Annotated in this window: 21 protein-coding genes and 1 pseudogene; 15 read left to right on the forward strand and 7 right to left on the reverse strand. The window is 59.3% G+C overall.

Annotated elements, in window-relative coordinates:
- Nucleotides 1-91: 91 nt before the first annotated feature.
- From acs to M9827_RS22065, 5 genes are all read left to right on the forward strand, one after another.
- A complete protein-coding gene (gene acs / locus M9827_RS22045) occupies nt 92-2,029 on the forward strand; it encodes an acetate--CoA ligase (RefSeq protein ID WP_250607131.1) in 1,938 nt (645 codons plus the stop codon).
- Between the two features lie 51 nt (nt 2,030-2,080).
- Nucleotides 2,081-2,953, forward strand: coding sequence for an oxygenase MpaB family protein (locus M9827_RS22050; protein ID WP_250607132.1), 873 nt, complete (start codon nt 2,081-2,083; stop codon nt 2,951-2,953).
- A gap of 85 nt (nt 2,954-3,038) precedes the next feature.
- Nucleotides 3,039-4,055 carry a class I SAM-dependent rRNA methyltransferase gene (locus M9827_RS22055; protein ID WP_250607133.1) on the forward strand — a complete coding sequence of 339 codons (1,017 nt, stop codon included), beginning with the start codon at nt 3,039-3,041 and terminating at the stop codon, nt 4,053-4,055.
- A gap of 199 nt (nt 4,056-4,254) precedes the next feature.
- Nucleotides 4,255-7,206 carry a DUF748 domain-containing protein gene (locus M9827_RS22060; protein WP_250607134.1) on the forward strand — a complete coding sequence of 984 codons (2,952 nt, stop codon included), beginning with the start codon at nt 4,255-4,257 and terminating at the stop codon, nt 7,204-7,206.
- Nucleotides 7,206-7,502, forward strand: coding sequence for a DUF2845 domain-containing protein (locus M9827_RS22065; protein ID WP_250607135.1), 297 nt, complete (start codon nt 7,206-7,208; stop codon nt 7,500-7,502). Before M9827_RS22060 ends, M9827_RS22065 begins: the two co-directional genes overlap by 1 nt.
- A 235-nt stretch (nt 7,503-7,737) precedes the next feature.
- Here M9827_RS22065 and M9827_RS22070 read toward each other — a convergent pair whose 3' ends face one another.
- Complete coding sequence (locus tag M9827_RS22070) at nt 7,738-8,094, reverse strand: BON domain-containing protein (protein ID WP_250607136.1); 357 nt, start codon at nt 8,092-8,094, stop codon at nt 7,738-7,740.
- Between the two features lie 294 nt (nt 8,095-8,388).
- Nucleotides 8,389-8,820: a pilin gene (locus M9827_RS22075; protein ID WP_250607137.1), complete on the reverse strand. Its 432-nt coding sequence runs from the start codon at nt 8,818-8,820 to the stop codon at nt 8,389-8,391.
- Nucleotides 8,821-9,046: 226 nt separating this feature from the next.
- Here M9827_RS22075 and pilB point away from each other — a divergent pair, with 226 nt between their 5' ends.
- From pilB to yacG, 5 genes are read left to right on the forward strand one after another with little or no spacing between them, the layout of a single operon-like run.
- Nucleotides 9,047-10,747, forward strand: a complete 1,701-nt coding sequence (gene pilB / locus M9827_RS22080; RefSeq protein WP_250607138.1) for a type IV-A pilus assembly ATPase PilB — start codon at nt 9,047-9,049, stop codon at nt 10,745-10,747.
- 2 nt (nt 10,748-10,749) lie between these two features.
- Complete coding sequence (locus M9827_RS22085; RefSeq protein WP_250607139.1) at nt 10,750-11,967, forward strand: type II secretion system F family protein; 1,218 nt, start codon at nt 10,750-10,752, stop codon at nt 11,965-11,967.
- Nucleotide 11,968: 1 nt separating this feature from the next.
- Nucleotides 11,969-12,841, forward strand: coding sequence for a prepilin peptidase (locus tag M9827_RS22090; RefSeq protein ID WP_250607140.1), 873 nt, complete (start codon nt 11,969-11,971; stop codon nt 12,839-12,841).
- Entirely contained in the window at nt 12,838-13,461 is a 624-nt protein-coding gene (gene coaE / locus M9827_RS22095) for a dephospho-CoA kinase (protein WP_038369046.1), read from the forward strand. The genes M9827_RS22090 and coaE overlap by 4 nt, the downstream gene beginning before the upstream one ends.
- Nucleotides 13,458-13,658: a DNA gyrase inhibitor YacG gene (gene yacG / locus M9827_RS22100; RefSeq protein ID WP_123464066.1), complete on the forward strand. Its 201-nt coding sequence runs from the start codon at nt 13,458-13,460 to the stop codon at nt 13,656-13,658. Before coaE ends, yacG begins: the two co-directional genes overlap by 4 nt.
- A gap of 6 nt (nt 13,659-13,664) precedes the next feature.
- Here the strand turns inward: yacG and M9827_RS22105 are convergent, their stop codons facing one another.
- From M9827_RS22105 to M9827_RS22115, 3 genes are all read right to left on the reverse strand, one after another.
- Nucleotides 13,665-13,880: a hypothetical protein gene (locus M9827_RS22105; RefSeq protein WP_208939726.1), complete on the reverse strand. Its 216-nt coding sequence runs from the start codon at nt 13,878-13,880 to the stop codon at nt 13,665-13,667.
- Nucleotides 13,881-13,945: 65 nt separating this feature from the next.
- Nucleotides 13,946-14,635 (reverse strand): energy-coupling factor ABC transporter permease, encoded by a 690-nt coding sequence (locus M9827_RS22110; RefSeq protein WP_250607141.1) that lies wholly within the window; start codon nt 14,633-14,635, stop codon nt 13,946-13,948.
- Entirely contained in the window at nt 14,632-15,099 is a 468-nt protein-coding gene (locus M9827_RS22115; protein WP_250607142.1) for an FAD/FMN-containing dehydrogenase, read from the reverse strand. The genes M9827_RS22110 and M9827_RS22115 overlap by 4 nt, the downstream gene beginning before the upstream one ends.
- Nucleotides 15,100-15,228: 129 nt before the next feature.
- Here M9827_RS22115 and M9827_RS22120 point away from each other — a divergent pair, with 129 nt between their 5' ends.
- The 5 genes from M9827_RS22120 (at nt 15,229) to M9827_RS22140 (ending at nt 18,661) form a co-directional block, all read left to right on the forward strand.
- Nucleotides 15,229-15,855 (forward strand): DUF1780 domain-containing protein, encoded by a 627-nt coding sequence (locus M9827_RS22120; protein ID WP_007909887.1) that lies wholly within the window; start codon nt 15,229-15,231, stop codon nt 15,853-15,855.
- A complete protein-coding gene (locus M9827_RS22125; RefSeq protein ID WP_250607143.1) occupies nt 15,852-16,379 on the forward strand; it encodes an MOSC domain-containing protein in 528 nt (175 codons plus the stop codon). Before M9827_RS22120 ends, M9827_RS22125 begins: the two co-directional genes overlap by 4 nt.
- Nucleotides 16,380-16,430: 51 nt before the next feature.
- On the forward strand, nt 16,431-16,604 hold the full coding sequence (locus M9827_RS22130) for a DUF3094 domain-containing protein (protein ID WP_250607144.1): 174 nt from the start codon (nt 16,431-16,433) through the stop codon (nt 16,602-16,604).
- 63 nt (nt 16,605-16,667) lie between these two features.
- Nucleotides 16,668-17,966 (forward strand): NAD(P)/FAD-dependent oxidoreductase, encoded by a 1,299-nt coding sequence (locus M9827_RS22135; protein ID WP_250607145.1) that lies wholly within the window; start codon nt 16,668-16,670, stop codon nt 17,964-17,966.
- A gap of 287 nt (nt 17,967-18,253) precedes the next feature.
- Nucleotides 18,254-18,661, forward strand: coding sequence for an HvfA family oxazolone/thioamide-modified RiPP metallophore (locus M9827_RS22140; RefSeq protein WP_250607146.1), 408 nt, complete (start codon nt 18,254-18,256; stop codon nt 18,659-18,661).
- Between the two features lie 59 nt (nt 18,662-18,720).
- Here M9827_RS22140 and M9827_RS28065 read toward each other — a convergent pair whose 3' ends face one another.
- A complete protein-coding gene (locus tag M9827_RS28065; RefSeq protein ID WP_502943465.1) occupies nt 18,721-19,584 on the reverse strand; it encodes a methyl-accepting chemotaxis protein in 864 nt (287 codons plus the stop codon).
- Nucleotides 19,576-20,346 (reverse strand): annotated as a pseudogene (locus tag M9827_RS28070) (MCP four helix bundle domain-containing protein); the annotation flags it as partial. The pseudogene M9827_RS28070 and the gene M9827_RS28065, both read right to left, overlap by 9 nt.
- Nucleotides 20,347-20,578 lie beyond the last annotated feature (232 nt).

The following is a 20,578-nucleotide window of genomic DNA, read 5'->3' on the forward strand; positions in this document are numbered from 1 at the left end:
TCGCTCCCACAGTTGTTTTGCGCATGACTTGAACCTCTGCATCTCTCGGCGCATCTTTATTCCTGTCGCACCACAAGAATAAGGAACCGTCATGTTCGATATCAGCACGTTCCCCAAAGCCGATGCCGTCCGCCGGGCTGCTCAGTTGAGTCAGGATGACTATCGGCGTCTGTACCGCGAATCCATTGAACACCCCAGTACCTTCTGGGCCGAACAGGCCACGCGTTTCCTCGACTGGAGCACGCCGTGGCAGACCGTTCAGCGCTACGACCTGAAAACCGGTGAAGCCGCCTGGTTTACCGGGGGCAAACTGAACGTCAGTTACAACTGCATCGACCGCCACCTGGCAAAGCGCGGCGATCAGACGGCCCTGCTCTGGGAAGGCGACGACCCCGCCGAATCGGCGCAAATCACTTACAAAAAACTCCATCACCACGTCTGCCGACTGGCCAATGTGCTGAAAAGCCGTGGCGTGAAGAAAGGCGATCGGGTGTGCATCTACATGCCGATGATCCCCGAAGCCGCTTACGCCATGCTCGCCTGTTCGCGGATCGGCGCGATCCATTCGGTGGTATTTGGCGGTTTCTCCCCGGACTCCCTGCGAGACCGTATCCTCGATGCCGATTGCCGCACCGTGATCACCGCCGACGAGGGCGTGCGCGGTGGCAAGTTCGTCCCGCTCAAGCAGAACGTCGACAAAGCCCTGCAAAGTTGCCCGGACGTCAGTACCGTCGTGGTAGTCGAGCGCAGCCAAGGCAAGGTCGATTGGGTCGAGGGTCGCGATCTCTGGTATCACCAGGCCGTGCACGAGGTCAGCGACGATTGCCCGCCAGAACCGATGGACGCCGAAGACCCGCTGTTCATCCTCTACACCTCCGGCAGTACCGGCAAACCCAAAGGCGTGCTGCACACCACTGGCGGCTACCTGCTGCAAGCGGCGATGACCTTCAAGTACGTGCTCGATTACCGCGACGGCGAAGTGTTCTGGTGCACCGCTGACGTCGGCTGGGTCACCGGCCACAGCTACATCGTCTACGGCCCGCTGGCCAACGGTGCGACCACGCTGATGTTCGAAGGCGTGCCGAGCTATCCGAACAGTTCTCGCTTCTGGCAGGTGATTGATAAACACAAGGTCAACATTTTCTACACCGCGCCGACCGCCCTGCGCGCGTTGATGCGCGAAGGCGCCGAGCCATTGAAGGAAACCTCGCGCGCCAGCCTCAGATTACTCGGCAGCGTCGGTGAGCCGATCAACCCGGAAGCGTGGGAATGGTATTTCAACGTCGTCGGAGAACAGCGCTGCCCCATCGTCGACACCTGGTGGCAGACCGAAACCGGCGGCATCATGCTCAGTCCACTGGTCAGCGCCCAGCGAATCAAGCCTGGCTGCGCCACACAACCGATGTTTGGCGTGCAACCGGTGCTGCTCGATGAGCACGGCAAGGAAATCAAAGGCGCCGGCAGCGGCGTGCTGGCGATCAAGTCCAGTTGGCCCGCGCAGATCCGCAGCGTCTATGGCGACCCGCAGCGAATGGTCGACACCTATTTCAAACCCTACCCCGGCTACTACTTCACCGGCGACGGCGCGCGTCGCGATGAGGATGGCGACTACTGGATCACTGGACGCATCGACGACGTGATCAACGTCTCCGGTCATCGCATCGGCACCGCCGAAGTGGAAAGCGCACTGGTGTTGCACGACAGCATCGCTGAAGCTGCCGTGGTCGGTTACCCCCACGACGTCAAAGGTCAGGGCATCTACGCCTTCGTCACGCCCATGAACGGCACCGAACCGAATGACGAACTGAAGAAAGAACTGCTGGCCCACGTCAGCAAGGAAATCGGCAGCTTCGCCAAACCCGATCTGATCCAATGGGCGCCGGCCTTGCCGAAAACCCGTTCAGGCAAGATCATGCGGCGCATCTTGCGCAAGATCGCCTGCAACGAACTCGACAGCCTCGGTGATACCTCGACCCTGGCCGATCCGAGTGTGGTGCAAGGCCTGATCGACAAGCGCCTCAATCAGTAACATCCCGGGCGCGGTCAACCGGTCGCGCCTGGCCTTTCTCACTGAGTGGTCATGGAATTCATCCGCAGCCGTATCGAACAGCAACTCATGAGCCTGACCGGGCTGTCGCTCGGTCAGCTCGACCTGGAAAACCCCAAAGGCGATCCCGGCCTGTTCGGGCCGGACTCGATCAGTTGGCAGGTGCACGGCGACTTCAGCAGCATGTTGATCGGCGGCATCAGCGCGCTGTTGCTGCAAGCGTTGCATCCGTTGGCGCTGGCCGGGGTTTGGGATCATTCGAACTTTCGTGAAGACATGCTCGGGCGCTTGCGACGTACCAGTCAGTTTGTTTCCGGCACTACGTTTGGCTCAAGAAAAGACGCCGACTGGCTGATCGAGAAAGTGCGCACCATTCACTTGCAGGTGGTCGGTACCGCGCCGGATGGCCGGCCTTACGCAGCCAGCGATGCGGATTTGCTGACCTGGGTACATGTGGCGGAAGTGAGTAACTTTCTCGCGGCGCATTTGCGCTATCGCAATCCGCAGTTGTCAGGGGCGGATCAGGATCGTTATTACGCGGAAATCGCCGTGATTGCCGAGCGTCTGGGCGCACGGGATGTACCGAAATCGCGGCAAGCTGTAGCTGATTATCTGCAACGCATGCGCCCGCTGTTACTGTGCGATGAGCGCAGTCGCGAGGTGTTGCGCTTGTTGCTCGACGCACCGGCACCCAGTGTTCTGGCGCGACCGTTTGGCGATCTGATGATGAAGGCCGGTATCGACCTGTTGCCGGACTGGGCCAGCGACATGCTCGACGTCCGTCAGAATTCGCTGCAACGGCAACTGATTCGCGCCAGCGTCAGACGCAGCGCACCGATGCTGCGCTGGGCAATGCGCAATGGCTCAGTGCAACGGGCCAAACGGCGTATGGGCCTGTTGACCTAAAAAGCCTGCTCGCGAAGGGCGCAACTCGATTGCCCGCCAAGCTGCTAAACTCCCGCGCCCCCATTCTCACCAGCAAGGCGCCCGCATGTCTTCCTTGAATCAGGCGCTGCGCGCCGCCCTCGATCAACGCCAGGCCTTGCTCGCTGAGCTGCACAGACAGGGCACCGATTGCTATCGGCTGTTCCACGGCAGCCAGGAAGGCGCCGGCGGCCTGACCATCGACCGCTACGGCCCGCAACTGCTGGTGCAAAGCTTTCACCAGACACTGGAGCGTGACGATCTGCTGCAACTGCACGCCATGGTCAATCAGACACTGGGCTTCGAAACCCTGCTGGTCTACAACGACCGCTCCCGTGGCAACTCGCGTATTGATCGCGAAGACAGCGTCTACAAAGCCGATGACGCAGCACTGGCCGATCTGGTCGGCCACGAATGGGGCCTCAACTACCGGGTGCGCGGCCGCCATGCCGGGCAGGATCCGCTACTGTTTCTCGATCTGCGCAACACCCGTGGCTGGGTCAAGGATCACGCCCAAGGCAAATCCGTGCTCAACCTGTTCGCCTACACCTGCGGCGTCGGCCTCAGTGCCGCAGCCGGTGGCGCACGTGAAGTGTGCAACCTGGATTTCGCCGAGGGCAATCTGGCGGTCGGTCGCGAAAACGGTCAGCTCAACCCGCAGTTGCCCGAGATGCAATTCATCCAGTCCGATTACTTTCCGGCCATACGCCAATTAGCCGGTCTGCCGATCAGCCAGCGGCGCGGGCAGAAACTGCCGAGCTATCAGCGCCTCGATCAGCGTCAATTCGATCTGGTCCTGCTCGATCCGCCCGCCTGGGCCAAGAGCGCATTCGGCACCGTCGACTTGCTGCGCGACTATCAAAGCCTGCTCAAGCCAGCCCTGCTGACCACTGCCGACAACGGCGTACTGATCTGCTGCAACAACCTGGCAAAAGTCAGCATGGACGACTGGCGCGAGCAGGTGCTGCGCTGCGCCGAGAAGGCCGGGCGACCGGTGCGAGACTGGCAAGTGATGACCCCGGGCGCCGACTTCCCGTCGCTGGATCAGCAACCGCCGCTGAAAACCCTGATCCTGCAGCTATAAACAACCCTGTGGGAGCTGGCTTGCCAGCGATTGCGGTGGGTCAGTCAACAAAGTTGTCGACTGGTATTCCCTCATCGCTGGCAAGCCAGCTCCCACAGGGGTTCTGTGTTTTGAGACAAATCTGAACAATCCTGCCCCACGCGATGTACTTCGGAACCAGAATCGCGTGCCATACTCCAAGGCACTCCGATTCAGACAGATGAAGCCGCACATGCCCAAAGGATTGATTCGCGCGATTGGCGCCCTGTTGACTGCTCTGGCCCTCTACAGCCTGCTGGGGTTTCTGATTTTGCCGGGCATCGCTCTGCGCGTGGCCAATCAGCAACTGGCCAACTACGCGACAGTGCCGGCGCATATCCAGCGTATCGAACTCAACCCGTTCAGCCTTGAAGTCACCCTGTGGGGACTGGTGATCGGCGAACCGGGCAAGGAGCAGGTCGGTTTCGATCGCCTGTACGCCGACCTGCAAATCGACAGTCTGTGGACCAAAGCCCTGCATCTGGCGAACATCGAGCTGGACAAACCGAAGACCGAAATTCTTTTCGCCAAAGACGGCAAGCTCAACCTGCTCGGCCTGTTCAATGTGCCGGCCAGCGAGCCGACACCGGCCGACCCGGACGCCAAGCCCTTTCCGCTGCGCATCGACAACATCAAACTGGCCAGCGGCGTCGTGCACTTTGAGGACGTGCGCCCGAGCGAACCGATCGAATTTCTCTACGACGACCTCAGCTTCGAACTGAAAAACCTCAGCACCTTGCCCGAAGACAGCGCCGACATGACTCTGGTCGCCATCGGCCCGGCCGGTGGGCGAATCGACTGGAGCGGTAATTTCAGCCTGATCCCGTTCACCTCCGAAGGCACCCTGAAAGTCACCGACGGCAAGATGAAAGCCTTCTGGCCCTACGTGCGTGACTCGGTGCCATTGGTGCTCGAAGACGGCGTGATCAGCCTCAGCACCGACTACAAACTCAATCTGTCGAAAGAAACCGAACTGCTGCTGAACAACGTCGCCGTGAGCATCGCGCCATTCGCCATCAAGGCTCCGGACGGGCGGCCACTGGCGAAGCTCGAGCGTCTCGACGTCAGCGAAACCTCGGTCGATCTGGCCAAACAGCAAGTCGTGGTCGGCAAGATCCGCAGCAACAAACTGGAAACCTGGGCGGCGCTCGAAGCCGATGGCCAACTGGACTGGCAGAAACTGTTTGCCAGCCAGCCATCGAAACCCGCCGCCAAAGCCGCCGCCGAACCTGCAAGCACGCCGGCCGCCGCAGACTCGCCGAAGCCGGATTCCACTGCGCCGAGCAAGCCATGGCAAGTGCTGCTCAAAGACGTGCAATTGCGCAACTACACTGTGCACCTTGCCGACCGCTCGGCCACACCAGCCGTCGCCCTGGATATCACCCCGCTCAATGTCGATCTGCAGGATTTCGACAGCCTCAACGGCTCGCCCTTCAAGCTCAAGCTCGACAGCGGCGTGGGCAAGCAAGGCAAGATCACGGCCGACGGCACCGTCAATCTCTCCCCGGTCAACGCCCAGCTCAACGTGAAAACCCAGGACATCGACCTGCGTGTCGCGCAGTCCTACATCAATCCGTTTATTCGTCTGGAACTGCGCAGCGGCATGCTCGGCAGTGATCTGAAGGTCAACCTCAAGAGCACCGAGCCGCTGGCCCTCAACGTCACCGGCCGCGCGCAGATCGATCAACTGCACACCCTCGACACCCTGAAAACCCGCGACTTCCTCAAGTGGCAGCAAGTGGTGGTGGAAGGCCTGAACTATCAGCACGGTGACAGCCTGTCGATCGACAGGATCAACCTGTTCCAGCCGTATGCGCGGTTCATGATCAACGACGATCGCACCACCAACATCGATGACCTGCTGATCCCGCAGCCCGCCGACAGCGGCACCAAAACCACAGCGGCGAAACCGGCCAGCAACGAAAAACCGCTGGGCATTCACATTGGGGGCATCGCCATCAACGATGGTTCGGCCAACTTCGCCGACTTCAGCCTGACACCGAACTTCGCCACCGCCGTGCAACAACTCAACGGCCAGATTGGCACCATCGACAGCCGTCAGGCGAAACCGGCCAGCGTCGACATCAAAGGCAAGGTCGACCGCTATGCACCGGTGACCATCAAGGGTGCGGTCAATCCGTTCGACCCGATGGCCAGCCTCGATATCGCCACCAGTTTCAAACGCGTCGAGCTGACCACGCTGACGCCCTACTCCGGCAAATTCGCCGGTTACCGCATCCGCAAGGGCCGGCTCAACCTCGACCTGCATTACCTGATCAGCAAGGGCCAGCTCAAAGCCGAGAACAAAGTGGTGGTCGAGCAATTGCAGCTCGGCGAAAAAGTCGACAGCCCGGATGCCGTGAGCCTGCCGCTGAAACTGGCGATTGCCCTGCTCAAGGACGTCGACGGCAAGATCTCCATCGAGTTGCCGGTGACCGGCGACCTGAATAACCCGCAATTCAGCGTGATGCCAATTGTCTGGCAAACCCTGCGCAACCTGATCGTCAAAGCCGCGGCCGCGCCGTTCAAAATGATTGGTGGGCTGATCAGTGGTGGCGGTTCGCAAGACCTTGGCACCGTATCGTTCGCGCCGGGTTCCAGCGAGTTGAGCAAGGATGCCGAAGCCGCGCTGATCAAACTGTCTCAGGCACTCAAAGAACGCCCGGCTCTGCGTCTGGAAATCGAAGGCACTGCCGCGCAGAGCAGCGATGGTCCATTGCTCGCCGAGCAACGTCTGGAGCGTGAATACCAGTACAACTACTACAAGATGCTCCAGCGTCGCGGCGATAAAGTCCCGGCGCAGGCGTCATTGCTGCAAGTGCCGGACAGCGAAAAAGGTCCACTGCTCGAAGGCATTTACCGCACCCGTCTGAAAACCCAGCCACCGGCAGAATGGAAGGATCTGGGCAAGGAAGAACGCACGGCGAAGATGCGCGAAGGCGTGATCAAGTTCTGGAGTGGCAGCGACGTGCTGTTGCGCCAGTTGGGTCAGGACCGTGCCAGCAGCATCAAGGATTATCTGGTTGATAAAGGCCAACTGGCAGACGACCGCGTGTACTTCATCGACGCCAATCTCGGTGAAGCCGAGAGCGATGGCCGCGTGGTGACGCAAATGCATCTGGATGCCGAATGATGAAACTGCAGTGGCTGGCCTTGAGCGCAATGACCTTCGCGGCCAGCCACGCCTGGGCGTCCGATACCTTGCGTTGCGGCAGCCAGTTGATCAGCCTTGGCGACCGCTCAAGCGAAGTCCTGCAAAAGTGCGGCGAACCGGTCAGCCGTGATGTGCTGGGTTACAAGCGCAGCGCCAACCGCCGGGAAGAGTTTCAGGTCGAGGAATGGGCCTACGGCCCGAACAACGGCATGTATCAATACTTGCGCTTCGAAGGCAATCGCCTGCGGCAGATCACCAGCAAACGCGGCAACTGAAAAAGCAAAAAATCGCAGCCTTCGGCAGCTCCTACAGGGAAATGCATTCCAGATTGTAGGAGCTGCCGAAGGCTGCGATCTTTTGCTTCTAAAAATAGAACAGGCCCCGACATAAGTGGCGGGGCCTGTAATGGTCACATCCGTGTGACCGTTCGCATGAACTCTAAAGTTGCGGCAGACGTATTGCTCGGCCCGTCTGTCGCGTCTTCTCCCGGTCCAGGCGAGAAGTCATGCCTTACTCGGCTTTCAGGCCGTCAGCGGAGACCGCTTTAACGCCTTTGATTTTCTTGGCGATCGCAACAGCAACGTCTTTCTGCGATTCAGTTACAGCAGTAGTCGACGACAGCGATACAACGCCTTTGTTGGTTTCTACTTTGATGTCAGTACCTGGAATGCCTTTTTCGGTGACCAGGTCAGCTTTTACTTTGGTAGTGATCCAAGTGTCGGAAGTAGCTTCTTTCGCCTGGGTGACTTCACCGGCAGCCAGAGTCATAGGAGCCTGGGAAGCCTGAGTGGATTGTGCAAATGCACCGGAAGCCATGGTCAGGGTCAGCGCGGTAGCAGCAGCGGCAGTGATAGCGAACTTCTTCATACGAGTAACTCCTGTTTTTCTGGAAAGTCTGCTGGTTGTCTTGTCAGCAGGGTTACCAAGGTAGTTGCGAACGCTGTGCCAACTTTTTAGACCGATCAATATTCTTAAAAATCAATAACTTACGGATATCACCAATTTCCGGAATCATGCAATTTGCATGAACCGGCCAATGTTCGCATGCAAGTTGCGGTTTTTTGGAAAGTTCCTAAGACGCTGAAATTATTGAAGCTTTTGAGAAGTGTGGACAAATAAAAATGCCCCGCATCGCGGGGCATTTGGCAGGCCATCAACCACTCAGGTACCGCTGGCAGTACAGCCTTTTGGCGAATAGTCCGGTGCAACGGTCGTGCCGCAAGTCCATACGCCCGCACCGGTTCCGGAGGAACGAGTGAGCGTGATGGTTTTATCCAGCACCGGGCCTGGCGCGTTTTTAATGGTGCAGACAATTGTCCCGGCACCCGTGGACGCGGTACCCGACGCAGTGACAGCGCAATTGGAGGTCGTGACAGTCGCAGCACCCGCAACAAGTGTCAGTGTCGGATCTGTGCCCTGATTGATGGTGTCCTCGAACGGCACTTTCAACGCACTGATTTCAGCGAGCCCCGCCGTCACCTTCGACCGCGCCTGATACTTGGAATATTGCGGCAAGGCGATGGTCGCCAGAATCCCGATGATCGCCACCACGATCAGCAACTCGATCAGGGTAAAACCTTGTTGTTTTTTCATAGACACGCTCCATGCATGAGTCGAATTCTCATGATCTGAAAGGGACGCAGCATAGGCCATGCCAATGCCTTCAAGACCTCGCTCATTGGGCGCGAAGCGCTTGCAACGCTATTTCCTACAACCTGCAACCGCACTATCTGACACTTTTTGTCACCTGCACCCGCCGCGTTTGGCGCTGTCACTTGACTAGGCTATAAGTCATGAACGGCAAGCGCGCGGAATCCCCATGAATGACATCGCTCTGAGCGGTCTGGCCAAGCAATTGGTGCAGGCCGAACTGCTCACGGAAAAAGGCGCTCAGCAAGCCTGGCAACAGGCTCAGCGCAATCGTCTGTCGCTGGTCAGCTATCTGGTGCAGAACAAACTGGTCAAAAGCTCACAGGTCGCCGAGATCGCCTCCGAGCATTTCGGCATGGCCTTGCTTGATCTCAATTGCCTGGACAAGGAAACCCAGCCTAAAGGCCTGGTCAGCGAAAAACTCGTGCGCCAGCATCACGCCCTGCCCTTGTGGCGGCGTGGCAACAAGCTGTTCGTGGGCATTTCCGACCCGAGCAACCATCAAGCAATCAACGACATTCAATTCAGCACCGGGCTGAGCACCGAAGCCATTCTGGTTGAGGACGACAAACTTACCGATGCCATCGAGAAATTCTTCGACACCCACACCAGTGGTCTCGAGGACATGGCCGATGTCGATCTCGACGGGGTCGATGTCGAATCCATCGACGACAGCAAACAGGACGCCGTCGGCGGCTTCGACGCCGACGATGCGCCGGTAGTGCGCTTCGTGCACAAGATGCTGCTCGACGCGATCAAGAGTGGTTCTTCCGACTTGCACTTCGAGCCTTACGAAAAGAATTACCGGGTGCGGGTGCGCACCGACGGCATTCTGCGCGAGGTTGCCAAGCCACCGATTCAACTGGCCGGGCGCATCGCCGCGCGCCTGAAAGTCATGGCCAGCCTGGATATTTCGGAACGACGCAAACCCCAGGACGGGCGAATCAAGATGCGTCTGTCGAAAAGCAAGTCGATCGACTTCCGGGTCAACACCCTGCCGACCCTGTGGGGCGAAAAAGTGGTGATCCGGATCCTCGACCCGTCCAGTGCGCAGATCGGTATCGACGCCCTCGGCTATGAGCCCGAGCAGAAAGACTTGTACATGGCCGCGCTCAAGCAGCCACAAGGGATGATTCTGGTCACCGGCCCCACCGGTTCGGGGAAAACCGTGTCGCTGTACACTGGCCTGAACATCCTCAACACCGTCGACATCAACATCTCCACCGCCGAAGACCCGGTGGAGATCAACATGGAAGGCATCAACCAGGTCAACGTCAATCCCAAACAAGGGCTCGACTTTGCCCAGGCACTGCGCTCGTTTCTGCGTCAGGACCCGGACGTAATCATGGTCGGCGAGATCCGCGATCTGGAAACCGCCGAGATCGCGATCAAAGCCGCGCAGACCGGCCACCTGGTGCTCTCGACCCTGCACACCAACAGTGCCGCGGAAACCCTGACCCGCCTGCACAACATGGGCATTCCCGGCTTCAACATCGCCACCTCGGTCAGCCTGATCATCGCCCAGCGCCTGGCGCGCAAACTGTGCAGCCACTGCAAAAAAGCCATCGAGATCCCGCGCGAAACCTTGCTCAAGGAAGGTTTCCCCGAGGAACGCATCGGCCATTTCACGATCTACGAGCCGGTCGGTTGCGATCACTGCAACGGCGGTTACAAGGGACGCGTGGGGATTTATGAAGTGGTGAAAAACACACCGGAGCTGCAACGCTTGATCATGGCCGAAGGCAATTCGCTGGAAATCGATTTGCAGATGCGCCGCGACGGCTTCGACGACCTGCGCACCTCCGGGCTGCACAAGGCCATGCAAGGCATCACCAGCCTTGAAGAAATCAACCGGGTCACCAAGGACTGAACATGGCGGTCAAGGCAGCGAAAATCAGTATCTACGCTTGGGAAGGTACGGACAGAAAAGGCAGCAAAGTCACCGGTGAGTTGAGCGGACAGAACCCGGCACTGATCAAGGCACAACTGCGCAAACAGGGGATCAATCCCGGCAAGGTGCGCAAGAAGTCCGCGTCATTGCTGAGCTTTGGCAAACGCATCAAGGCCCGGGACATCGCCCTGTTCACCCGGCAGATGGCGACCATGATGAAAGCTGGTGTGCCGCTGCTGCAGTCGTTCGACATCATCGGTGAAGGATTTGAAAATCCGGCCATGCGCAAGCTGGTGGACGAAGTGAAACAGGAGGTCGCGGCCGGTAACAGCTTCGCCGCAGCCCTGCGCAAGAAACCGCAGTATTTCGACGAGTTGTACTGCAACCTGGTCGATGCCGGCGAGCAGTCCGGCGCCCTCGACACCCTGCTCGAACGCGTCGCGACCTACAAGGAAAAAAGCGAAAGCCTCAAAGCCAAGATCAAGAAAGCCATGACCTACCCCACCGCTGTGGTGCTGGTGGCGGCTGTTGTCACCGGGATTCTGCTGGTCAAAGTGGTGCCACAGTTTCAGTCAGTGTTTTCCGGTTTCGGCGCCGAACTGCCGGCGTTCACCCTGATGGTGATCAGCCTGTCGGAATTCATGCAGCAATGGTGGTGGGCGATTCTCGCTGCACTGGTCGCGGCGATTTTTGGCACTCGCCATGCTCTGAAAACCTCCCAGGCCTTGCGCGATCGCAAAGACACCTGGCTGCTGAAACTGCCCTTGGTGGGCACGCTGATGTACAAGTCTGCGATGGCGCGATTCGCCCGAACCTTGTCAACCACGTTTGCCGCCGGTGTGCCACTGGTGGAAGCCCTCGACTCAGTGGCCGGCGCCACCGGCAACGTGGTCTTCAAGCGAGCCGTGCTGCGTATTCGCCAGGACGTGTCCACCGGTATGCAGCTGAATTTCTCGATGCGCAGCACCGGGGTCTTTCCCAGCATGGCCGTGCAAATGACCGCGATTGGCGAAGAGTCCGGCGCACTCGATGACATGCTCGACAAGGTTGCCGGCTTTTACGAGGAAGAAGTGGATAACATGGTCGACAACCTCACCAGCCTCATGGAGCCGTTCATCATGGTCGTGCTGGGGGTGATCGTCGGCGGGCTGGTGGTGGCCATGTACCTGCCGATCTTCCAACTCGGCTCAGCGATCTGACATGCCTATCGACGAACTGTTTGCCGTGTATCCGCTGACGTTTGTCGGCACCGCCCTGCTGCTCGGTCTGGTGGTCGGCAGTTTCCTTAACGTGCTGATCTGGCGTCTGCCGAAAATGCTCGAACGCGATTGGCGCCAGCAGGCCCACGACGTGCTCGGTTTGCCCGGCGAAACGCCGCAACCCACCTACAACCTGATGCTGCCGCACTCCGAATGCCCACATTGCGCCCACCGGATTCGCCCGTGGGAGAACGTTCCCCTGCTCAGTTATCTGTGGCTGCGCGGGCGTTGTTCAGCGTGCGCCGCGCCGATCAGCAAGCGTTATCCGTTGACCGAGCTGGCCTGTGGACTGCTCTCGGCTTTCATCGCCTGGCACTTGGGTTTCGGTTGGCCGGCGTGTCTGCTGATCGTCCTCACCTGGGGTCTGCTGGCGATGAGCCTGATCGACACCGAACATCAACTGCTGCCCGATGTGCTGGTGCTGCCGTTGCTGTGGCTGGGGTTGATCGTCAACAGTTTCGGCCTGTTCGTGTCGTTGAACGATGCGCTGTGGGGCGCGGTGGCCGGTTACCTGGCGCTGTGGTCGGTGTTCTGGCTGTTCAAACTGCTGACCGGCAAGGACGGCATCGGTCACGGTGATTTCAAGCTATTGGCACTGCTCGGCGCCTGGGGCGGCTGGCAGATTCTGCCGCTGACGATTCTGTTGTCATCACTAGTGGGCGCCATTATCGGGGTGGTTTTACTGCGCTTGCGCAATGAAAAAACCTCCACGCCGATCCCCTTCGGCCCCTACCTGGCAATTGCTGGCTGGATTGCCTTGCTCTGGGGTGGTCAAATAACCGGCTTCTATTGGCAGTTTGTCGGTTTGAAATGAATACCCCTGTGGAAAAACCCTGGATTCTCGGCCTCACCGGCGGCATTGGCAGCGGCAAAAGCGCAGCGGCTCAGCACTTCATTGATCTGGGTGTCCACGTGGTGGACGCCGATCACGCGGCGCGCTGGGTGGTTGAACCGGGGCGCCCGGCGCTGGCAAAGATTGCCGAACACTTCGGCCCCGGCGTGCTGCAGGCCGATGGCACGCTGGACCGCGCCGCTTTGCGTAAACTGATCTTCGAAGTACCGGAGCAACGCCGTTGGCTCGAAGCGCTGCTGCATCCATTGATCGCCGAGGAAATCGCTCATCATCTGGCGCTGGCAAAATCGCCTTATGCGATTCTGGTGTCGCCGCTGCTGATTGAATCCGGGCAATACGCGATGACCCAGCGCATTCTGGTAATCGACGCCCCGCAACAATTGCAGATCGAACGCACCTTGCAACGTGATCAGACCAGCGAGCAGCAGGTTCAGGCGATCCTCAAGGCTCAGTCGAGCCGCGAAGACCGTGTGAGCCGCGCCGACGACGTGGTGGTCAATGACCGCGACCTCGCCTGGCTGCACAGCGAGGTCGAACGCCTGCATCACTTTTACCTGACTTTATCCGGAGGCCAAGCATGAGCCAGATCCCAACCGTTGACTGTCCGACCTGCGGCGCCCCCGTAGAATTCACCCCCGAAAACAAGTTTCGGCCGTTCTGCTCTGATCGCTGCAAACTGATCGACCTCGGCGCCTGGGCGTCGGAAGAACACAAGATTCCGGTCGCTCCGGATGCCGAGGACGAATTGTTTTCCGGCGACTTCGATCCGCGCCACTGATCCCTATCAGGGCCGCATGAAACCGTAGTCCTGTTCGTCGTCGAGGTTTTCTGCCAGAAAGCGCAACTCGTCGGCCAGGTCTTCGGCGTTGCGCACGGCCTTGCTCTGTTGCACCACGGCACTGAGCAAGGCGCGCAAACTCAACCCCGGATCGAAACCCACTTCCTGCGCCATTTCCAGACTCTGCCGGGTTTCCTGCCTGGCCCACTCGTAAACACTCATGCCGCTGCTCCTGAAGGGATTTGCGCGAGCATGAAATTTCCCGCGCGGGGCGGGTTTGATGTGGATCAAGACTTCGGATCGTCGTCCTTCCAGGGCGCCGAAAGGTAGCGCGTGCGGTTGAAGGTCTCCAGCCATTCCGGGCTGAATACCACCAGCGCACTGATGATCATGCCGTTGATGAACGCCTCGGGGAAAATGATCAGCCACAGGTAACCGATGAAGTCTTCCAGCCATTCCGGCATGGCGAAGAGGCCGTCGTACCACAGCAGCGTCAGGCTCAGGATCAGGCACAACAAGGCCGACAACGCGGCAGCAAAAAATCCGCAACAGAAGATGTACACGAACGGATTGCGCGGCTGCGCACGCTCGACGGCCATCGCCACGCACTCGGTGACCAGCACCGGCAGCAAAATGAACAAGGCGCCATTGACCCCCATCGCCGCGAGATCCTGACGCCCGAGCAACACCAGGCCGATTTGCGCCACCAGCCCGCCGACGATCGCCAGCGGCCAGTCCAGCAACAGCGTTACCGCCGTCATGCCGAGGAAGTGATACGACACGCCCGTGTCGAAATCCCTGCGCATCAACCACAACAGAAACAACGCGAACACGGTGCCGAACAGCAGATGCTGACGCCGGCTGTCGCTGAACAACTCGACCCACGGCGCCCGCACGATCGCCCAGAGCAGCACCGGCAGATAAATCAGCCAGCCCAGCAGCAGACTTTCATTTGCCAGCACCTCGACGCCGATCATGGGCGCGCCTTCTCCAGTGCCTCGCGCAGGTCGCTCGCGTTGGCGTACTCACGTTGCGAGAGCAATCGACCGTCCTTGAGTTGCAACCACAACACCTGACCTTCCGCGCCGGGGTAGCGCGACGCAACCCGCCCCTCTCGATCAAGCATGACCCGGTAGTGATAGTCGCGCATGGCCGGTACGGCAAACATTTTGGCAATCAGCGCCGGCATGCGCTGGATATCGGCAACAAACACCGCGTGACGGGCCTCCAGGTAGCCTTTGGGCTGATCCTTCAACGCTTCCTTGATCAGCTTGGCGCCGTCCATATCCCGCGCCACCAGCAGCGTGGTGGTGCTGTTGTCGAAGGTGAAGGACTGGTCATACTGATCGAGCAGCGTCCAGGGAGCCAGACGCTCACCGGTTTCGAGTGCATGGGCAAACAACGGAAAAACAGCAAACAGCAGCAGCCAGCGAAATTTCACGATGAGTCCTCACGGTTTGGGCAAATGATCGATTTCCATGAGTCTACACCGCCCTTCTCCACTGCCCACTGATGCACTTTGCCGCGTAACGCTTTCAGCTTGTCGCATTTGAACGCTAAGCTTGGGCTTATGGATGACTCAGATTATTTACGCCTGCTGACCATCGCGGCCGAGCAGGCCAACGCCTTTCTGTCCAATGCCCGCAAATGGGAGCGTGAGCGTTGGGTTTGCCAGCGCCTGCTGCAAGGCCTGAACATTCCCTACCGCGCCGACGAATTCGCGCCGGCCGGCGAACCGCCGGACGTACTGTTTCGCGATGCCAATTTCGAGGTGTTCTTCGTGCTCGACGAGGGGCGCCGGCTCAACGACGAATGGCGTGACGAATTACAGCGACGACGCAGCGCCTTTTCCCTCAGCCAACTGGTGCGCCGCGAGGCCAAACCCAAACGTATCCCGGCCAACGAATTCCTGCTGCGATTGGCGCCGACCTTGCGCAAGAAAGCGCACAACTACAAAGAACGCGGTATGGATCTGGGCGAACTGGACATCATCGCCTTCGCCAGCCTCAAACGAGAAGTACTGGACTTGAACAGCCATTTTCCACCACCTACTGAATATTTGCGTCAGGGCTGGCGCTCGCTGTCACTGGTCGGCCCGACCTTCGCCCGCGTGCTGTTCGCTCACCCGGATGCACCGGACTTCCTGCGCAGCAACCTCGGTCGCAGCATTGTCTTTGATGTGGGAATCAGCCTGTGACGCCACTTCAGCAATTGATCGCCGATGTGCCGCAGTCTGGGCGTGTGCGCTGGATCGGCGTACGCCCCGATTCGCGCGGGCCGATGATCGAACTCGATGCCGTGGAGGCGCGGCTGGAAGCGGGATTGACTGGCGACCACGCGCGCCCCGGTGTGCGTAACGCGCGGCAGGTGACCCTGATTCAGTGGGAACATCTGGCGGTGATCAGCGCGTTGATGGGTCGCCCTGAAGATCAACCGGTCAAGCCTGAAGACCTGCGGCGCAACCTCGTTATCAGCGGTATCAATTTGTTTAGCCTCAAGGGTCGGCGCTTTCGCATCGGTCAGGCAATATTCGAAACCACGGGCTGGTGTCAGCCCTGCGCACGCCTGCAAAACAACCTTGGCCCCGGCACTTTTCAAGCGGTGCGCGGGCATGGCGGAATTACCGCACGGGTGTTACAAAGCGGAATCATTCGCCTCGAAGACCGGGTCAGCGTCGAGCCGGTTCCGGACAGCGGCTATGCTGCGTTCAACCCCGGATAAAAACCGCTGTAGCTTCTGCCCATTCAGCAACGTCTACCTGACGAGGCAAATATGACCAGCCGCCTGAACCCCGAAGACCAGAAACATGTCGAAGAGTACCTGCAACTGTCCCAACACCGAGTCGAGCGCCGGCCTTTCCGGCCGTGGATGCTCCTCGTGATGGTGCTGGCAGTGACCATTGGTCTGGGCTTGTTGAGCCGATTTATCAGTTACCTGACGCTATGAGCAGCTTGGCGCTCGCTTGGGTAACCGCACCGATTTCCTTTAAAAACCTTGCGAGTTATCCCCATGTCCCATCGTATTGTTATTGTCGGCGGCGGCGCCGGCGGTCTGGAGTTGGCTACCCGTCTGGGTAAGACTCTGGGCAAGCGCGGCACGGCCAGCGTGATGCTGGTCGACGCCAACCTGACGCACATCTGGAAGCCTCTGCTGCACGAAGTGGCCGCCGGATCGCTGAACTCTTCCGAAGACGAACTCAACTATGTTGCCCAGGCAAAATGGAACCACTTCGAGTTCCAGCTGGGGCGCATGAGCGGGCTTGATCGCGCACAGAAGAAAATCCAGCTGGCCGCCACCTACGACGAAAACGGCGTAGAACTGGTGCCGGCGCGTGAAGTGCAGTACGACTCGCTGGTGATCAGCGTCGGCAGCACCACTAACGATTTCGGCACGCAGGGCGCGGCGCAGCACTGCCTGTTCCTCGACACCCGCAAACAGGCTGAGCGCTTCCATCAGCAACTGCTTAATCACTATCTGCGTGCACACGCCGGGCAAACCGATGTGGTCGAGCAGATCAGCGTGGCCATCGTCGGCGCTGGCGCCACGGGCGTCGAACTGGCAGCAGAACTGCACAACGCCGCCCATGAACTGGCGGCCTATGGTCTGGACCGGATCAAACCGGAAAACATGCACATCACCCTGATCGAAGCCGGGCCACGGGTGTTACCTGCACTGCCGGAGCGCATCAGCGGGCCGGTGCACAAGACCCTGGAAAAGCTCGGGGTCAATGTGATGACCAACGCTGCGGTCAGCGAAGTGACCGCCGACAGTCTGATCACCGCCGATGGCAACGAGATCAAGGCCAGTCTGAAGGTCTGGGCAGCGGGTATTCGGGCACCGGGTTTTCTCAAGGATATCGATGGCCTGGAAACCAACCGCATCAATCAACTGCAAGTGTTGCCGACGCTGCAAACCACGCGCGATGAAAACATCTTCGCCTTCGGCGATTGCGCCGCGTGCCCGCAACCGGGTACCGATCGCAACGTGCCGCCACGGGCGCAAGCGGCGCACCAACAGGCCTCGTTGCTGGCCAAATCGCTGAAATTGCGCATCGAAGGCAAGACCCTGCCGGAGTACAAGTACACCGACTACGGCTCGCTGATCTCGCTGTCGCGTTTTTCGGCTGTGGGTAACTTGATGGGTAACCTGACCGGCAGCGTGATGCTTGAAGGCTGGCTGGCGCGGATGTTTTACGTGTCGCTGTACCGCATGCACCAGATGGCGCTGTACGGGCCGTTCCGCACGGCGATGCTGATGCTGGGTAGCAAGATTGGCCGTGGCACTGAACCGCGTTTGAAACTGCACTAAAAAAATCTGTGGGAGCGAGCCTGCTCGCGAATGCGTTCTGCAGTTCAATGTTAATGCGACTGACCCGACGCTTTCGCGAGCAGGCTCGCTCCCACAATGTTTTGTGTTGATGGATATATCTGTTTCGTACTGTATCCCCGCCCCGCATTTCCCACCTTCGCTTACAAACTCCCCGCCTGGCGACACAGTCGCGATACACCGCCACCGCTTAATGGCCGCACCCGAGCGCACCTGCTCAGGCTTTTGTCCTTAACGTGTGGTTGCGTTGTGCAGCCAGGAGAATGTAAATGTCCCGTACTTCGACCCTCGGTAAACAATCCATTGGCCTGATTGGCGCAGCCCTGGCTGGCGGCCTGATGCTGTCCGGCTCGGTATTTGCCGCTCAGCCACTGGCGCAGGGCTACATGGTTGCCTCGGCGGAAACCTCGGTGAAAGCGCCAGAAGGCAAATGCGGTGAAGGCAAATGTGGCGACGCCTCGATGGCCAAGACCGACAGCGATGGTGACGGCAAGGTCTCGCGCGCCGAATTCCTCAAAGTCGCGCCGAAGTCCGACTTTGACAAGATCGACACCAACCATGACGGTTTCATCGACGAGCAAGAGGCCTACAACAACGTAAAGTCCAACTTTGAAGCCAACGGCAAGAAGATGCCGAAAGGCCTCTTCGAGCACCTGAAAGACCAAGACGGCGCCTGATCGGCAGAAAAAAGCCGCGCTTCTCCTGTGAGATGCGCGGCTTTTTTATATGTGGTTGTTTACAGCTGAAAGCGCCGCACCATGCCCTGCAAGGCGTTAGCCAGTTGCGACAATTCGTGGCTGGAAGCACTGGTCTGGTCAGCGCCTGCGGCAGAGCGTACTGACAAATCACGAATGTTCACCAGATTGCGGTCTACTTCCCGCGCAACTTGCGCTTGTTCTTCCGCAGCGCTGGCAATGACCAGGTTGCGCTCATGGATCTCATGCACCGATGCGGTAATGGTTTGCAGCGCCTCACCGGCGCGCTCAGCCAGCGCCAGCGTGGTCGTCGCCCGCGCCGTGCTGGCCTGCATCGAGTCCAGCGCCAGGCTCGAACCGCTGCGCATACCCTGAACCATCTGCTCGATCTCCTGCGTCGATTGCTGCGTGCGATAGGCCAGCGCCCGCACTTCATCAGCGACCACAGCAAAGCCTCGCCCGCTCTCACCGGCCCGCGCCGCTTCAATTGCCGCGTTGAGCGCCAGCAGGTTGGTCTGCTCGGCAATCGCCCGAATCACGTCGAGCACTTTGCCAATGTCCTGCGATTGGTTGGCCAGTGATTGCACCAGCTCGCCAGTCTGTTGCACATCGCTGGCCAGGGCGTTGATAGCGGTGGCGGTCTCACTGACGCGCACCTGCCCCAGATGCGCCGACTCACTGGACTGACGGGTCGCGTCAGATGTCGACACCGCATTGCGTGCGACCTCTTCCACTGCGGCCGTCATCTGATTAACAGCCGTCGCGGCCTGTTCGATCTCGTTGTTCTGTTGTTGCAGCCCCTGCGTACTGTCGAGTGTCACTACATTGAGTTCATCGGCAGCGGTCGCCAGTTGCGTGGCCGAGCCGCTGATGCCCTGCAGCGTTTCGCGCAGGTTTTGCTGCATGGTCGCCAAGGCCTTGAGCAAACGACTGACTTCATCGTTGCCCTGGGTTTCGATCGGCCGGGTCAGATCGCCCTGCGCGACACTTTCTGCTGCGCTCACGGCGCTGCTCAGCGGCCGGACGATACTGCGAGTGAGCATCATCGCCAGTGCCACGGTGGCCAGTGCGGCCAAGGCAATAAACAAACTGACAATCGTGCGCGAATTTTCGTAGTGCGCAGCGGACTTCTGGCTTTCGGCGGCGACCTGTCTGGCGAACAGGTCCGCCAGGTCGTTGAGTTGTTTGCCGGAGCCATCGACGACGGTTTTCATGTCGACCAGTAACAACCTGGTCAGCTCGTCACGCTTGCCTTGCTCAGCGAGGGCGAAGGATTGAGCGATGCCGCTGCGATACGCGGCGAAGGTCTTTTTGAATTGGTCGTATAGCTGCTGGCCTTCCGGAGTCTCGACCAGTTTGTCGTAGGCGGCGATCTTCTCGCTCAGCTCCTTGTCGCGGGTGTCCATCTGGCTGCGGTAGGTGGCGATATTATTCGCATCCTGATCCAGCGCCATGCGCAATGAGATGGTGCGGATGCGCAGCATGATCTCGCGAATCTCGTCGCCGCCACGAATGCTCGGCAGCCACTGATTTTCTACCGCGACTTCACTGTCGCGAATACTCGACATCTGCCCCAGCGCAAACACGCCGAGCAATGCCACCAACACCGCGATCAGGGCGAACCCCAGGGCCGCCCGGGGAGCAATATTCAACTGACGAAGCAACATGACGAACGCCCTTATTTTTGTATTGGCCAGATTCGAGGGCGAAAGCCATGGCAGTCCCCTCGTGTTAGCGGGCTATCGGCCAGTTGTACGATGACTTGAAGGGAATTGCCTTTTCGCAGGACAAAAAAAATCCCCGTATCTTTCGATACGAGGATTTTTAATATGGTCGGGGTAAGGGGATTCGAACTCCTGACATCCTGCTCCCAAAGCAGGCGCGCTACCGGACTGCGCT

Source organism: Pseudomonas sp. AKS31 (genome assembly GCF_023634765.1).
Taxonomy (GTDB): Bacteria; Pseudomonadota; Gammaproteobacteria; order Pseudomonadales; family Pseudomonadaceae; genus Aquipseudomonas.

What these genes read in the sequence shown, in the direction of transcription:
- M9827_RS22050 (WP_250607132.1), top strand. Translation starts at nt 2,081, where the DNA reads ATGGAATTCATCCGCAGCCGTATCGAACAGCAACTCATGAGCCTGACC.
- M9827_RS22075 (WP_250607137.1), bottom strand. Translation starts at nt 8,820, where the DNA reads ATGAAAAAACAACAAGGTTTTACCCTGATCGAGTTGCTGATCGTGGTG.
- M9827_RS22090 (WP_250607140.1), top strand. Translation starts at nt 11,969, where the DNA reads ATGCCTATCGACGAACTGTTTGCCGTGTATCCGCTGACGTTTGTCGGC.
- M9827_RS28065 (WP_502943465.1), bottom strand. Translation starts at nt 19,584, where the DNA reads ATGCAGCAAAACCTGCGCGAAACGCTGCAGGGCATCAGCGGCTCGGCC.
- acs (WP_250607131.1), top strand. Translation starts at nt 92, where the DNA reads ATGTTCGATATCAGCACGTTCCCCAAAGCCGATGCCGTCCGCCGGGCT.
- M9827_RS22055 (WP_250607133.1), top strand. Translation starts at nt 3,039, where the DNA reads ATGTCTTCCTTGAATCAGGCGCTGCGCGCCGCCCTCGATCAACGCCAG.
- M9827_RS22085 (WP_250607139.1), top strand. Translation starts at nt 10,750, where the DNA reads ATGGCGGTCAAGGCAGCGAAAATCAGTATCTACGCTTGGGAAGGTACG.
- M9827_RS22105 (WP_208939726.1), bottom strand. Translation starts at nt 13,880, where the DNA reads ATGAGTGTTTACGAGTGGGCCAGGCAGGAAACCCGGCAGAGTCTGGAA.
- M9827_RS22130 (WP_250607144.1), top strand. Translation starts at nt 16,431, where the DNA reads ATGACCAGCCGCCTGAACCCCGAAGACCAGAAACATGTCGAAGAGTAC.
- yacG (WP_123464066.1), top strand. Translation starts at nt 13,458, where the DNA reads ATGAGCCAGATCCCAACCGTTGACTGTCCGACCTGCGGCGCCCCCGTA.
- coaE (WP_038369046.1), top strand. Translation starts at nt 12,838, where the DNA reads ATGAATACCCCTGTGGAAAAACCCTGGATTCTCGGCCTCACCGGCGGC.
- M9827_RS22070 (WP_250607136.1), bottom strand. Translation starts at nt 8,094, where the DNA reads ATGAAGAAGTTCGCTATCACTGCCGCTGCTGCTACCGCGCTGACCCTG.
- M9827_RS22120 (WP_007909887.1), top strand. Translation starts at nt 15,229, where the DNA reads ATGGATGACTCAGATTATTTACGCCTGCTGACCATCGCGGCCGAGCAG.
- M9827_RS22065 (WP_250607135.1), top strand. Translation starts at nt 7,206, where the DNA reads ATGAAACTGCAGTGGCTGGCCTTGAGCGCAATGACCTTCGCGGCCAGC.
- M9827_RS22110 (WP_250607141.1), bottom strand. Translation starts at nt 14,635, where the DNA reads ATGATCGGCGTCGAGGTGCTGGCAAATGAAAGTCTGCTGCTGGGCTGG.
- M9827_RS22135 (WP_250607145.1), top strand. Translation starts at nt 16,668, where the DNA reads ATGTCCCATCGTATTGTTATTGTCGGCGGCGGCGCCGGCGGTCTGGAG.
- M9827_RS22060 (WP_250607134.1), top strand. Translation starts at nt 4,255, where the DNA reads ATGAAGCCGCACATGCCCAAAGGATTGATTCGCGCGATTGGCGCCCTG.
- M9827_RS22140 (WP_250607146.1), top strand. Translation starts at nt 18,254, where the DNA reads ATGTCCCGTACTTCGACCCTCGGTAAACAATCCATTGGCCTGATTGGC.
- pilB (WP_250607138.1), top strand. Translation starts at nt 9,047, where the DNA reads ATGAATGACATCGCTCTGAGCGGTCTGGCCAAGCAATTGGTGCAGGCC.